The organism is Paludibaculum fermentans, assembly GCF_051172195.1.
Classification (GTDB): domain Bacteria; phylum Acidobacteriota; class Terriglobia; order Bryobacterales; family Bryobacteraceae; genus Paludibaculum; species Paludibaculum fermentans_A.
Window position 1 is genome coordinate 5963067 of sequence record NZ_JBPJAQ010000001.1, and the last position, 13470, is coordinate 5976536.

The window sequence follows — 13470 nt, forward strand, 5'->3', positions numbered from 1 at the left end:
TCCCCGAATTGATCCATAGACAATGACCAAGAAACACGTGAAGCCTTCGCTCCAGGAGGTTGTGGAGGCCGAAGGCCACCTGATCGACTCCCACATCATGGAGCAGATCTTCGACACCGTCGTCGAATACCACGGCCGGTTCGAAGTGGAGCATTTCCACATTGGCCGTACCAACTCCGATCCGTCGCGGCTGCGGCTGCGGGTGGAGGCGCCCACTCCGGACGATCTCGAAAAGATGCTGGGCCAGTTGATTGGCCTGGGCTGCACTCCGGCGGATGGCAGTGATGCGGACTTTGAGAGCGTGGAGCGGGACCGGTGCGCTCCGGAGGATTTCTACTCGACAACCAACCACCGCACGCTGGTGCGCCGCAATGGCGAGTGGCTGGCGGTGGAGAACCAGCGCATGGATGCGCTGATCGTCTGGTCGGAGGGCAAGCCGTGGGCGCGGCGGTTGCGCGACATCAAGGCCGGCGACGAGGTTGTGGTGGGGATGCGCGGGATCCGCGTGATCCCTGAGTCGAAGGAACGCGACCGGCTGGCGTTCGCATTCATGTCAAACGGCATCTCCAGCGAGCGGCAGGTGGATACGGCCGTGCGGCAGACCGCGGCCATGATGCGCATCGCGAAAGAGGCGGGCCAGAAGATTGTCATCGTGGCCGGGCCGGTGGTGGTCCACACGGGTGGAGCGAAGTCGATTGCCGGGTTGATCCGCAAGGGCTATGTGGGCGCGGTGCTGGCGGGCAATGCCCTGGGCGTCCATGATGCCGAGGCGGCCATGATCGGCACTTCGCTGGGTGTCCGGCTGAGTGACGGGCGGCAGGAAGAGCACGGCCACCGCAATCACATGCGGGCAATCAATGCGATTTACCATGCCGGTTCGATCGCGGGCGCGGTGCACGGCGGGCAACTGACGAAGGGCATTCTGTACGAGTGCGTAACTGGCAATGTGCCGTTTGTGCTGGCGGGCAGCTTGCGCGACGACGGTCCTTTGCCCGACACGATTACGGACATGAATGCCGCGCAGGACGCCTATGCGACCCATCTCCGCGGAGCCGGACTGGTGCTGTGCCTGGGTTCGATGTTGCATTCCATCGCGGTGGGCAATATGCTTCCGAGTTGGGTGAAGACGGTGTGTGTCGACATCAATCCTGCGGTTGCGACGAAGTTGAGCGACCGCGGTACGGGGCAGGCGCTGGGTGTGGTGACGGACGTAGGGATGTTTCTGGAACTGCTGGATAAGAATCTGGGGGAAGGGAAGTAGACGTGGCAGACAAAAAGAAGAAGGCCGCAAAGGCCGGGGCGGAGCGGGTTTACACCGACGAGCATGCCAGCAGCGGCTTGGACGCCCAACTGCCGGCCATTGAGTGCTGGCCCAACCAGTATTCTTCCAACGACTATTGGATCGAAGTGACGACGCCGGAGTTCACCAGCGTCTGCCCGCGGACCGGCCTGCCGGACCAGGGCACCATTACGATCCGCTACATCCCAGACAAGCTGTGCCTGGAACTGAAGTCGCTGAAGATGTACTGGCTTGCTTACCGCAACCTGGGGATTTTCCAGGAGAACGCGGTGAACCGGATCCTGGCGGACTGTATCAAGGCATGCGCACCCCGGGAGATGGTGGTGTCGGGCGAGTTTACGCCGCGCGGCGGCGTGTATTCGACGATCACGGCCAACTACACGCCGCGGCGGAAGTAGCGCGCGCTCCCGTTAATCCATACATTTAATTCCATTCTGGGGCTTCTAAAATAGGATTTCGACATCCTTTTTAGGAGCCTCTATGTTTTCCAAGTCTTTCTGGGCCGTCTCTCTCCTGGCGGCTGCCGGTTTGAGCTGTGGCTGCGGATCGAAAGCGCCGGTTGCGGCCAAGGAGACGGCTGTGCCCGTGCGCGTGCGCAAGCCGGCGAGCGTTGACCGCCAGACGGCCATTCGGGCAGGTGGCACGGTGGAAGCGCGCGAGTCGGCTGAAGTCGGGTTCCAGGTGGCCGGGCGCGTGACGCGCGTCTTTGTGGAAGAGGGGCAGGCGGTACAGCGGGGGCAGGTCCTGGCCGAGTTGGATGCGCGGGACTACCAGTTTGGCGTGGACATTGCGTCGGGCGAGTCGGACGCGGCAGCGGCGCTGGCGGCCAAGGCGAAGGCGGGTACGCGCAAGCAGGATCTGGAGCAGGCGAAGGCGGCCTTTGAGCAGGCCGATGACGAGTACAAGCGGATGAAGACGCTGTACGATCGGCACAGCCTGGCGCCCAACGACTTCAAGAAGATTGAGGCGCAGTGGAAGGTGGCGCAGCAGCGGCTGGACGAGGCTCGCGAAGGGGCTCGGACGGAGGACCGATCGGCGGCGGAGGGCAAGGCCCGGCAGGCGGCGGCCAATGTCGGACTGAATGCGAAGCGAGTGGCGGATACGCGCCTGACGGCTCCTTTGACGGGGGTAGTGGCGCGCCGGCTGACGGATCCGGGTGAGATGGTGGCGGCCGGGATGCCGGTGTTCGCGGTGATGGATTTGAACCCCATACGGGTGCGAGTGGGCGTGCCGGAGGCGGAGATCGCCAAGGTGCAGCCGGGACGGCCGGCGATGGTGCGGATTCCTTCCATGGGCGGGCAGGACTTTCCGGGCAAGGTGGAACTGGTCGGATACGCGGCCGAGCCGCAGTCGCGCACCTTCGCGGTGCGGATCCTGGTGCCGAACTCCAAGCTGGTGTTGCGGGCGGGCATGATCGCCGAAGCGGAAATTGAAGGCGACAGCCGGGTGAAGGTCATCACGGTGCCGGGCGAGGCGATTGTGCGCGATCCGCAGGGCGCCACGCTGGTGTACATCTACTACCCGGAGAAGCAGCGGGTCTTCGCGCGGCGGGTGCAGGTGGGGCGCGCTGTCAACGCAGAGATCGAGATTGCCAGCGGGCTGACTGCCGCCGACCTGATCGTGGTGGCGGGCCAGCAGAACGTGCGTGAGGGCGGCCTGGTGCAACTCACCGGAGCGGCGCAATGAATCCGGTCAAAGCCTCTCTCCACTACCCCCAGGTGACACTGCTATTGACGGCGGCCGTGTTCCTGAGCGGCATCTATGCGCTGTCGACGATGCCGCGGCGTGAGGATCCGAAGATCACCATCCGCACGGGCCTCGTCATCGCCCTCTACCCTGGAGCCACCGCCGAGCAGGTGGAAAAACAGGTGACGCGCAAGCTGGAAGACCGCCTGTTCCGCTATGAAGAAGTGCGCAAGGCCAAGACCTGGTCGACCAGCCGCAACGGCGTCAGTGTCATCAATGTAGAGCTGGAGGATCATGTCCGGCAGCCGGATGTCTTCTGGTCGAAGCTGCGCCACGCCATGATCGAGCTGAAGCTGACGCAACTGCCGGAGGGCGTGCAGGGCCCCATCGTGCGCGACGACTATGGCGATACGGTGGCGCTGCTGCTGGCTTTGCATGGCGGCGGCTATAACTACCAGCAGTTGAAAGACTACGCCGGGCACATTGAGGACGAGTTCCGCACCACACGCTCCGTGGCCAAGCTTTCGAGGGTGGGCGAGCAGAAGGAAGAGATCCGCATTACGAGTTCGACGGAGCGCGTCTCGCAGTACACGCTGTCGCCGCTGAAGGTGATCCAGGCGCTGCGCGGCCGCAATGTCGTGCAGTCCGGCGGGAACTTCAAGACTCCGGATAGCGACGTACCGCTGAAGGCGACGGGCTTATTTCAGACAGAGGACGAGATCCGGCGCCTGATGATCGATATGTCGCCTACGGGCCAACCGGTGTACCTGGGCGACCTGGCCAATGTGAACCGGGTCGAAGGCGATCCTCGCACACTGTGCCGGTTCGACGGCGAGCGGGCCCTGATGATCTCGGTGGAGATGCTGGAGGGCAACAACATCGTCGACTTCGGCAATGAACTGCGGGGCAAGCTGGAGCGGGTGAAAGCGACGCTGCCGCCGGATCTGAAGGTGGACATCGTGGCCGATCAGCCGCATGTGGTGGAAGAGCGCATCAGCCACTTCATCCGTGAGTTCGGCATCGCCATCGGGTCAGTAATCCTGGTGACGATTCTACTGCTGCCGTTCCGTGTGGCCCTGATCGCCTCGCTGGCGATACCGGTGACGGTGGCGGCGACGTTTGGCGTAATGGACATGATCGGCGTGGAGCTGCATCAGGTGTCGATTGCGGCCCTGATCGTGGTGCTGGGCATGGTGGTGGATGACGCGATCGTGATTGCGGATAACTATGTGGAGTTGCTGGACCGCGGAGTGGCCCGGCCGGAGGCGGCTGCGCGCTGTGCAACAGAACTGGTGGTGCCGGTGCTGACCGCGACGGCGACCATCATTGCGGCGTTCCTGCCGATGCTGATGATCAGCGGCGCGGTGGGCGAGTTTATCCGGGCGCTGCCGATCGCGGTTGCAGTCGCTCTAACGTGTTCGTTCATCGTGGCGATGCTGCTGACGCCGTGGCTGTGCCAGTTCTTCATCAAGAAGGGCCTGCACGATCCCGATGCAGAGAAGAAGCACGGCTTCCACCTGCTGGATGCGATGCAGAGGCTGTACAACAAGGGGATCGTGCTCGGCATGCGGCACAAGGCGCTGACCCTGGTGGGCGGTCTCCTGGCGTTTGTGCTGTCCATCGTGCTGCTGGGTACGGCGGTGCCGGAACGCTTTTTCCCCACAGCTGAGCGGGCCCAGTTCGTGATCCACGTCTGGCTGCCGGAGGGCGCGCGGCTGGAGGCGACCGATGCGGCCGTGCGGCGCATCGAACGTCAGTTGAAGTCCAATCCGCAGGTGGATAACTATTCGACTTTCGTGGGCGAATCGGCCCCGCGGTTCTACTACAACGTGGCGCCCGAGTTTACGGCCTCGAACTATGCGCAGGTGCTGGTGAATACGAAGACAGCCGAACAGACGCCGTCGCTGGTATTCCGGCTGCGCAAGGATCTGGCCCAGGTGGCGCCGGAAGCGCGCATCCTCGTCCGTGAATTGGAGCAGGGCACGGCGATGCAGGCTCCGGTGGAGGTGCGCATTGTCAGCTCCGACGATGGCAGCGAGGATCTGCAGAGGCTGAAGGCGATCTCAGCGAAGGCGCAGGCGATTTTGCGTGAGTCGCCCGGGGCCGAGTACGTCTATGACGATTTCCACGAGGACGCCTACGACCTGGGCGTGCATGTAGACGAGGAAGTGGCCAACCGGTTGGGCCTCAGCAACGCCAGCATCGCGATGCAACTGGCTGGTGCATTCAGCGGCATGCCGGTGACGACGTTCTGGGAGGGCGACCGGGACGTGCCGGTGGTGCTGAGACTGGATGAATCCTACCGGCGGCGGTTCGAGGACGTGTCGGATGTTTACGTGGTGAGTTCCATCACGGGGGCGCGGGTGCCGTTGCGGAGTGTGGCGAGCCTCAAGCCCGAGTGGCGCGCCAACCGCATTCTGCACCGCAATGGCGTGCGCACGTTGACTGCGATGGCGATTGCCGGCGAGCATCATCTGCCGTCGGAGATCCTGAAACAAGCCCGTCCGAAGCTGGCGGCGATGTCCATGCCGCCCGGCTACCGCATCGACTATGGCGGCGAGATCGAGGGTCAGCAGACGACTTTCGGCGAGATGAAGATGGTGATGGCGCTGAGCATCGTGGCGATCTTCCTGATCCTGCTGTTTCAGTTCCGCTCGCCGGTGCAGACACTGGTGATCATGATGTCGATTCCGCTGGCGATGCCGGGCGCGGTGCTGGGGTTGCTGCTGACTGGGAATCCTTTCAGCTTTACCGCGTTCATGGGCGTCATCAGCCTGTCGGGCGTGGTGGTGCGCAACGCGATCATCCTGGTGGAGTACATCAACGAACGGCGGCACGCCGGAGTGGAACTGGAAGCGGCCGCGCTGGAAGCAGGCGAGCGGCGATTGCGGCCCATTTTCCTGACGACCGCGGCGGCGGCGGTGGGCGTGACGCCCATGATCCTGTCAGGCTCCAGCCTGTGGTCGCCGCTGGCCAGCGTGATCGCCATCGGGTTGATCTGTTCGATGTTCTTCACGCTGGGCGTGGTGCCGGTGCTGTATGTTGTTTGCGAACGGCGGAGCGCGGGCCGGGCGCCCGTGGCTGCGCTGCTGGTGCTGTGCCTGTTGGGCGCAGGGTCGCTGCGCGCCGAACCGCGCAGGATCACTTTGGAGGAGGCGGTGTCCCTGGCGCGTACGCAAAACGCCGTTGTCAAACTGGCTCAGCTGAAGGTGAAGGAGAACTCGAAGAAGCGCGACCAGGTGCGGGCGAACTACCTGCCCGTGGTTTCGAACGAATCGAGCATCGTGTATACGAGCGGACTGCAGAATCTGGCCATTCCAGCCGGGTTCCTGGGTTCAATTCCAGGTTTGGGCGCCTTGCCGGCCACGGACCTGAAGCTGTTCCAGGGCGATAACACGCTGGGCCTGATGATGACCACCGTGGGCCAGCCGCTGACGCAGTTTGTAAAGATCCGCGCCGGTACGCGGGTCGCCGACCAGGATATTCACATCGCCGAGCAGAGGCAGCGCCAGGCTGAGAATGAGATCGCGCTGAAGGCTCGGGAGGCGTATTTCGGGATTCTGATCCTGGAGCATCGCATCGCGGCTGCCAAGTCGCGCGTCGCGGCGGCAGAGGAAGGCCGGAAGGAGGCACGGGATGCCGTGGACACCGGGGCTGTGCTGGAGGTGAAGGCTCTGGAGAGCGAGGCCCTGCTGTTGCAGCAGAAGAACGCGGTCTTGAACGCGGAGCTCCAGGTGGCCGACATACGGACGGATTTGAACGACCTGCTGGGCCTGCCCCTGAACTCGGAACTGGAACTGGTTCCACCCGAGGCGCCGTTGGTAGAACTGGCGCCCCTGGTGACACTAACGAGCCAGGCGGCTGCCGGCAATCCCGAGGTGCGCGAGGCTGAGGAGACGGTGACGAAGGCGCGTCATGCGGTGGCGGCGGCCAAGGCGGAGTTCATTCCGGACATCAGCCTTTTCGGCATGCACACCTACCAGAACGGGGTGCCATTCCTGCCGACGAACAATGCCGCGGTGGGCGCCAGGATGAGCTGGAACATCTTCGACGGCGGCAAACGCTCGGCCGTGGTGGGCGAGCGGCAGAGCCTGCTGGAACAGGCGGAGGTGAACGCGGCCCGGCTGAAGAACCGGATCGCCATCGACGTGGAGAAGGCGCGGCGCAAGGTGGAGCGGCTGCGGGACCTGGTCCAGGTGGCGGAGAAAGCAGTGGCCGTGCGGCGCGAGGCGCGGCGCATTGGCGGGGATCAGGTCGAGTTGGGCCTGACTACGGTTCTGGCCGCGAAGCAGGCCGACGCCGCACTGGCGGAAGCCGAGTCGCAGCTCATGGAAACACGGCTGGGCCTGCGCCTGGCCGTGGCTGAACTGGACCGAACCCTGGGGCGATGATCGGCGGGCTCGCGTCAAAGCAGCGACAGGTAGCCGATCTGGAGGACTGCGCCAGCACTGGCGCCGGTCTTGCCCACCATGGCGGCGGGTCCGGCGATCCAGGCGCAGGCTTTGAAAGCGCCCACGGCGAGTCCGGCGGGTACGCCGAAGATGACGCCCTGGGCTGTCGCCGCGGCTCCGAATCCGCCGCCCAAGCCGACGATGCCGCCCGCCGAGAGGGAGACCACCTGGCAGGTGCCGCTGAGCTCCTCCGGCCTCAGGGGCTCGTTCAGCGGCAGGTTGCCCTGGGTCAATTCGGTGCCGACATTGGGGAAATCCGAGGTGGAACCGGAGCCAGAAAAGCCGGGCAGCATCGCTCCGACGCCTGCGCCGTTGTAGCTGTAGACCACCATTTTCTTGCCCTTCTCGTCGTCGACCGGCTTCATATACAGCCGGCACATCACGGCGATCTCGACACCGCGTCCGCCGGCCCCGGCGGAGAGAGACTGACCGCTGGAGGAGCACAGCTCCCAGCCCAGGCCCCGGCCGTACTTGCCCAGGTTCCGCTTGAAGTTCCCCCACGTGGTAGCGGATTCCTTGAGCGGCAGGTTGGCCTGTTTGGCCAATACCTCCCACTTGCCGTTGCCGCGCCACTGGACCGTGGGCGAATTATAGTCCCGCTGGCCCGGCGTATAGATCTTCAGATCCCCTCGTGCGCCCAGAGAGGGCGGCACACCGAGGCCCAGTAGTAGCGCGAAGCAGCCGCCACCATCCTTCAACAGGATTCCGGTGGGCAGGACCACGAAGTTTCCGCCTTGCGGCAGCCGGAAATCCCGGGTATCCATGTGGGCCCACTTGCCGCCGTCGCCTTCCCCCTGCATCAGCCGTATCTTGACCACCGCCTTGAAAGCCTGGCTGCGGCCATTGGCGGCTTTCTCTGACAGCGTGATGTCGACCCTAAGATCGCAGTTGAACATTCTGACTCCTCCGAGGCTTCCGGGCCGGAGATCGCACCACACGCCCTACCCGGACATACCCAGGAAAGCGGATTCGCTGGGTGGAATGCCTCATTTGTGGTCAACGGCCAGTTGGCCGCCGGCGGCCCGCCGGTTAGGGTAACACGGTTACGGGTTCGCGGGGCGACAAACCAGCGGGATCATTGACCTGCGCTCCGTGCGGCGCGGCAACCGGACCGCGCAGCAACGGGTCGTCTGTATCCTTCATCCAGCGGTCCATGCGGCTGCTGAGTTGGGCGAGCTCGGCCGGCCGCTCACGGCGGGTGGCCAGGTTATTCGTCTCGTTGGGGTCGAAGACGAGATCATACAATTCCTCGCGCGCAATGGGCCGGTCTTTCCAGCCTTGTTCCAGCCAGTACGATTTGCTGAGGCCGTCGTCGCAGTTGGGTAGCACGGGGAGAGTGCGGTCACCGAAGTTGCGGATGTACTTGTAGCGCTCCGTCCGCAGGGCGCGCTTCGGCTCGTAGGCAGCGTGATAGGAGACTTCGGCGAAGACCTCATCGCGAATGGAACTGGCCGAGCCCTTCACCAGCGGCGCCAGCGATCGGCCTTCCAGCCAGGCCGGCTTGGGCAGTTCGAGGGTCTCACAGAGGGTGGGATAGACGTCGAGATGCGAGACCAGCGCGTCGGAGACCTTACCGCCGAGGAAGCCTCCGGGACCGCGCATCATCAGCATGACGCCAATGCCGTGGTCCGTCAGGTTGCACTTCATGGCTGGGAACGCGATGCCGTGATCGGTGGTCAGGACGACCAGCGTGTTCTCCTCCAGGCCGTTCCGGGCCAGCGCCTGCAGGATGGAACCCATGGAATCGTCAAGCACGCGCGCGGCCGCCTTGAAGTTCGCCATATCCTGACGGACGGCCGAGATGTCGGGCAGTGGAGCGGGCGGCAGTGTGTAGCGCGGATCCTCCCTGGGTCCGGACACGGGATACTCGCGGTGTGTCTCGAAGAAGCCGCAGGACAGGAAGAACGGCGCCTTGGGTTTCGAGTTCAGATACTCCACCGCGGCCGCGGCGGCATCGGGACCGCGGTTGCTGGCTGTTTTCAAGACACGCTGGTAGCCAAGGGAAGGCACCGTACCGGCCTTGGTTTCGTGCTGCACGTTGCAGAGTGTGGTGTCGTAGCCGTGGGATTGGAGGTAGTTCGCCAGGTGGCGCTCAGGGTGGCTGAGGCTGAAGCCGCGATGAGCGAGGCCCAGCATGCCGCTGCCATGGGCGGTCTGCCCGGTGAGCAGGGCGGCGCGGCTGGGACTGCAGGTGGGGGCTCCGCTGAAGGCCCGGCGGAAGAGTACCCCTTGTTCGGCGAATTTCTGCAGATTCGGGGTGGGAACGGGATGCCCGTAGGGCTGGATATAGCGGCCGGTGTCGTGCGAATGCAGGTAGAGGACGTTGGGCCGCCGTTGGGGCGCCAGGGCTTGCGCCGCGCTGGTGGACAGGAATTCCCGCCGGTTCATGGTTGTAGCCTACACGAACCGCTGCAGGCTGTGTTTACCGATGAGACAGTAAGCGCTTGCAGCCAAGCCGTCGATCAACATATGATGTGGCCACGCCGCCATGGCCCGTACAGACTCTGCTGCCCGCGCCGGCGTGCGAGTCGATATCAGGAGCGTCCGATGCGGTTGTTTGCCATCCGTCCCCTCGTCATCCTACTCACGGCTTGTGGTCTTTGGGCTCAGGCTCAGCCTGCCGCCCGTATGCCGGAGATCCGAACCAACGGCGCTGTGAAACAGCTGTTTGTCGATGGCCAGCCGTTCATCATGCTGGCCGGCGAGCTGCACAACTCCAGCGCGTCGAGTGTGACGTACATGCAGCCCATCTGGAAGAGGCTGGCCGCCCTGCATGTGAATGCGGTGATCGGCACCGTGAATTGGGAATTGCTGGAGCCCGAGGAAGGCAAATTCGACTACACGCTGGTCGACTCGCAGATCCAGGATGCCCGCCGCCACGGCATGCGCCTGGTCCTCATCTGGTTTGCATCCTGGAAGAACGCCACGTCGAGCTACGTTCCGATGTGGGTCAAGCTGGACCAGCGCCGCTTCCCCCGTATGGTGGTGAAGCCGCGGCCCGACCTGCCGCAGCACCTCGCGTCCATGATGGGGGCGACGATGCCGGCGCCGAATCTGACTCCGCTGGGCGAAGCCAGTATGGCGGCCGATGCCAAGGCCTTTGCGGCCCTCATGCGCCACATCAAGCAGGTGGACCCGCAGCACACCGTGATCATGATGCAGGTGGAAAACGAGACAGGCTTGCTGGGAGACAGCCGCGACCGTTCACCGCTGGCTGAGGCCGCGTGGGCGAAACCAGTACCGGCCGCCTTGATGGACCACCTCGTTAAGAACAAAGCCTCCCTGCTGCCGGAGACGCAGAAGGTGTGGGGGGCGAACGGCTACAAAGCGTCGGGCACCTGGAGCGAGGTGTTCGGCACGGATAATTTCGCCGAGGAAGCGTTCATGGCGTGGCATGTCGGCCGCTATATGAACCGTGTGGTGGAGGCCGGCAAGGCGGAACTGCCGCTGCCTATGTATGTGAACGCCTGGCTTGGTCCGCAACCGCAGATGGACCAACCTGGGCAATATCCCAGCGGTGGGCCGGTGGCGCGGGTGATGGACATTTACCATGCCGCGGGTCCGGCGATTGACCTGCTGGCGCCCGACATCTACGTCCAGGACTTCAAGGGGACCTGTGCGTTGTACGCCCGCTCGGGCAACCCGCTGTTCATCCCCGAAGCCCGCGCGATCACCGGGCACCTCTTCTGGTCGTTGGGCCAGCATGCCGGCATGGGTTTCTCGCCGTTCGGCATTGAGGACATGAAGGAAGACAGTCAGTTGGCCGAGGCCTATGCGTTCCTGGGCCCCATGCTGCCGGTGCTGGCCAAAGCGCAGGCGGAGGGCAAGGTGCGTGGAGTATTGTTCGAGCCTGACCAGACGGAGACCGTGAGCCTGGCCGGTTACCAGGTGCGGTTCACGTCATCGAGGACGCGCATCCAACTGGATGCGGGCCAGGCGCCGGTGGATCCGGCGGTAGTGCGCCGGCAGCAGCCCGTTTCCGATTCGCCGTTCGGTCCGCCCCCGCCGGACACGCGGCCGCAAGGCCTGCTCATCTCCACGGGGCCCGACGAATTCCTGATGGTGGGTTCCGGCCTGATGGCGACCTTCGCCGCGGCTTCGCCGGGGCCGAAGATTACGGAGATCGGGTACATCGACGAGGGCTCGTTCGAGAATGGCCACTGGGTCGCAGGCCGGCGTTTGAACGGTGACGAAGGACGTCCGGTGCTGCGCAGCGGCCGCTTTGGCGCGATCAAGGTGAAGTTGTACCGGAGGGATTGAAAGAGTCCTGGCGCGGTGGAGAAATCCAACGGGCCAAGAGGTTCAAAGACTGGTGCGGACGGGGAGGGTCGAACTCCCATGGGTTTCCCCGCTGGAACCTAAATCCAGTGCGTCTGCCAGTTCCGCCACGTCCGCACAGTGTATAAAAGTCTAGCAGGTGAAATCGACAGTGCGCCACCGCCCAGGGCGGAACGGTCAGTCGCCGGCGCTGGCCGCCATCGATTGCGTGACCTCGGCGCAGAGCAGTTCCTCCGCCGGCTCCGCCACGGAATGGGTCCAACAGACCCCGTGCCCGCAGTCGCACGGCATGCCGTCTCCACTTTCTGATCGCGGCGCCAGATGGAATCCGTTCCTGGTTTCGCACTCCTCCGCTACCAGTTGCCCGTCCAGGGTCCTGATCTGCTCATAGACTGGAAGTCCGAACCAGCGCCACAACTCCGCGTGGTCGGACTCGGTGAGGGGGCCTTGTTCGGGCGTTGAGAAGACTAGCAGGGGGAAATTGAGGTCCGCCAGGGGCAGATGGCCGGATTCGCGCAGGCGGCCCGCCTGGACCAAGTCCTGATGCCAGCCGGCCAGGGCGAAGGGGCGGGCTTTCGCGAGTGTCCGGCTGTCCCAATCGGGGAGGACGTGGATGCCCGGTTCCTGGCGCACAGTGAGCCCCAGGACGGCGATTCGGGCGGGCCTAATCAAAGGGTAGTCCAGGCTTGGCAGGCGCAAGGCGGCGCCTTCCAGGGCCTTCCCGGCCAGCGACTGGGCAAGTCGGAAGAACGATAAGCGCATGGGGCAGCGAACCTCTGGCAAAGGAGTGCATGCTGCCCGCGAATGCTCTCACTGAATCTGAGTGGAATCTAGCGGCCGCGCATCAGGCTGCGCAGGTTCCCGCCGAGGATATCCGCCGCATCGTCGCCGCGGATCCCCACCTTCCACAAGGCGTTCACCTGGTCGTCGAAAACGAGTTTGTGCCAGCCGCGGGGAAAGTAGGACGAATCGGTGCCGAACAGCAGCCTGCGCGGGCCCACGACGGACAACGCCTGGCGGAAGACCTGCTCCAGCGTCGGCGGCGGGGTAAGATAGCGCGTCCAGGCATTGCTGCTAGAGGTGTCCATGTATACGTTGGGGCACATGTCGGCCAGCATGAGAGCTTCGCGGAAGAAGCCGGCGCCGAAGTGCGGAATCACAATGTTGACGCCGGGGTACTTGAGAGCCAGTGGGTGCAGGTCGAGCGGATTCGAATACCGCATATCGAACGGGCAGGGCAGTCCCAGGCGATGCCGGAAACCGACGGAGAGCACTCCGCAATGCACGAAGATGGTGGCGCGGCAGGCGGCCGCTGTACGGAAGATCTCATCGACGCGGGCATCGCCCAGGGAGTAGTTGTGCATCGCGGGGAGCAGGCACACCGCCTTGAGCCCGTTACGGAACCCGCGCTCGCAACGGTCCCTGGCGTCGGGCGCCATGGGATTGAGAAAGAACCAGCCGAAGAATCGTCCGGGGAAGGCGGCCACGGCGGCCAGGACGGAGTCCTCCTCTCCGGGCAGGCTGGCGATGAGGGTGGCTTGGGAAACTTCGTTGCGAACCAGCTCGGCGGCCCACTGCGCGGCGCATTGCTCGGCCGTTTCCGGAGGCGGTTCCCAGCCGAGCGTGACGCACAGATCGGCGGGCGTGGCGGAGCCGCCCTTCTGGACAGCCAGCTGGCGCAGGAAGCTCCTGGAGAAAAAATGGACGTGTGCGTCAGCTACGGCAATCTGACCCCAGAGAGTCTGCATTCAGACA

9 protein-coding genes and 1 tRNA gene are annotated in these 13470 nt (G+C 64.3%); 5 read left to right on the forward strand and 5 right to left on the reverse strand.

All coding sequences use genetic code 11. From position 1 onward, the window contains the following. Positions 1 to 22: 22 nt before the first annotated feature. The 4 genes from ACR9Y2_RS23870 (at position 23) to ACR9Y2_RS23885 (ending at position 7377) form a co-directional block, all read left to right on the forward strand. The gene (locus ACR9Y2_RS23870; protein WP_435044177.1) at positions 23 to 1261 is read left to right on the forward strand and encodes a TIGR00300 family protein; all 1239 of its coding nucleotides are present in this window, start codon (positions 23 to 25) and stop codon (positions 1259 to 1261) included. 2 nt (positions 1262 to 1263) lie between these two features. Beyond that, positions 1264 to 1698: a preQ(1) synthase gene (queF, locus tag ACR9Y2_RS23875; RefSeq protein ID WP_435044178.1), complete on the forward strand. Its 435-nt coding sequence runs from the start codon at positions 1264 to 1266 to the stop codon at positions 1696 to 1698. Between the two features lie 82 nt (positions 1699 to 1780). Continuing rightward, entirely contained in the window at positions 1781 to 2986 is a 1206-nt protein-coding gene (locus ACR9Y2_RS23880) for an efflux RND transporter periplasmic adaptor subunit (RefSeq protein ID WP_435044179.1), read from the forward strand. Beyond that, positions 2983 to 7377: an efflux RND transporter permease subunit gene (locus tag ACR9Y2_RS23885; protein WP_435044180.1), complete on the forward strand. Its 4395-nt coding sequence runs from the start codon at positions 2983 to 2985 to the stop codon at positions 7375 to 7377. The genes ACR9Y2_RS23880 and ACR9Y2_RS23885 overlap by 4 nt, the downstream gene beginning before the upstream one ends. 14 nt (positions 7378 to 7391) lie before the next feature. Here ACR9Y2_RS23885 and ACR9Y2_RS23890 read toward each other — a convergent pair whose 3' ends face one another. Together ACR9Y2_RS23890 and ACR9Y2_RS23895 are read right to left on the reverse strand one after the other, a co-directional pair. Further along, complete coding sequence (locus tag ACR9Y2_RS23890) at positions 7392 to 8333, reverse strand: hypothetical protein (protein WP_435044181.1); 942 nt, start codon at positions 8331 to 8333, stop codon at positions 7392 to 7394. A gap of 133 nt (positions 8334 to 8466) precedes the next feature. After that, complete coding sequence (locus tag ACR9Y2_RS23895; RefSeq protein WP_435044182.1) at positions 8467 to 9825, reverse strand: sulfatase family protein; 1359 nt, start codon at positions 9823 to 9825, stop codon at positions 8467 to 8469. A gap of 159 nt (positions 9826 to 9984) precedes the next feature. Here ACR9Y2_RS23895 and ACR9Y2_RS23900 point away from each other — a divergent pair, with 159 nt between their 5' ends. After that, positions 9985 to 11697, forward strand: coding sequence for a DUF5597 domain-containing protein (locus ACR9Y2_RS23900; protein ID WP_435044183.1), 1713 nt, complete (start codon positions 9985 to 9987; stop codon positions 11695 to 11697). Positions 11698 to 11747: 50 nt separating this feature from the next. Here ACR9Y2_RS23900 and ACR9Y2_RS23905 read toward each other — a convergent pair. The 3 genes from ACR9Y2_RS23905 to ACR9Y2_RS23915 all read right to left on the reverse strand — a co-directional run bounded on the left by ACR9Y2_RS23905 (position 11748) and on the right by ACR9Y2_RS23915 (position 13463). After that, a tRNA-Leu gene (locus ACR9Y2_RS23905) sits at positions 11748 to 11832 on the reverse strand. Between the two features lie 60 nt (positions 11833 to 11892). After that, complete coding sequence (locus tag ACR9Y2_RS23910) at positions 11893 to 12477, reverse strand: hypothetical protein (protein ID WP_435044184.1); 585 nt, start codon at positions 12475 to 12477, stop codon at positions 11893 to 11895. Between the two features lie 68 nt (positions 12478 to 12545). Further along, on the reverse strand, positions 12546 to 13463 hold the full coding sequence (locus ACR9Y2_RS23915) for an amidohydrolase family protein (protein ID WP_435044185.1): 918 nt from the start codon (positions 13461 to 13463) through the stop codon (positions 12546 to 12548). Between the last annotated feature and the right edge of the window lie 7 nt (positions 13464 to 13470).

Coding starts and splice junctions, on each gene's coding strand:
- ACR9Y2_RS23870 (WP_435044177.1), top strand. CDS start 23: ATGACCAAGAAACACGTGAAGCCTTCGCTCCAGGAGGTTGTGGAGGCC.
- ACR9Y2_RS23880 (WP_435044179.1), top strand. CDS start 1,781: ATGTTTTCCAAGTCTTTCTGGGCCGTCTCTCTCCTGGCGGCTGCCGGT.
- ACR9Y2_RS23885 (WP_435044180.1), top strand. CDS start 2,983: ATGAATCCGGTCAAAGCCTCTCTCCACTACCCCCAGGTGACACTGCTA.
- ACR9Y2_RS23890 (WP_435044181.1), bottom strand. CDS start 8,333: ATGTTCAACTGCGATCTTAGGGTCGACATCACGCTGTCAGAGAAAGCC.
- ACR9Y2_RS23895 (WP_435044182.1), bottom strand. CDS start 9,825: ATGAACCGGCGGGAATTCCTGTCCACCAGCGCGGCGCAAGCCCTGGCG.
- ACR9Y2_RS23900 (WP_435044183.1), top strand. CDS start 9,985: ATGCGGTTGTTTGCCATCCGTCCCCTCGTCATCCTACTCACGGCTTGT.
- ACR9Y2_RS23910 (WP_435044184.1), bottom strand. CDS start 12,477: ATGCGCTTATCGTTCTTCCGACTTGCCCAGTCGCTGGCCGGGAAGGCC.
- ACR9Y2_RS23915 (WP_435044185.1), bottom strand. CDS start 13,463: ATGCAGACTCTCTGGGGTCAGATTGCCGTAGCTGACGCACACGTCCAT.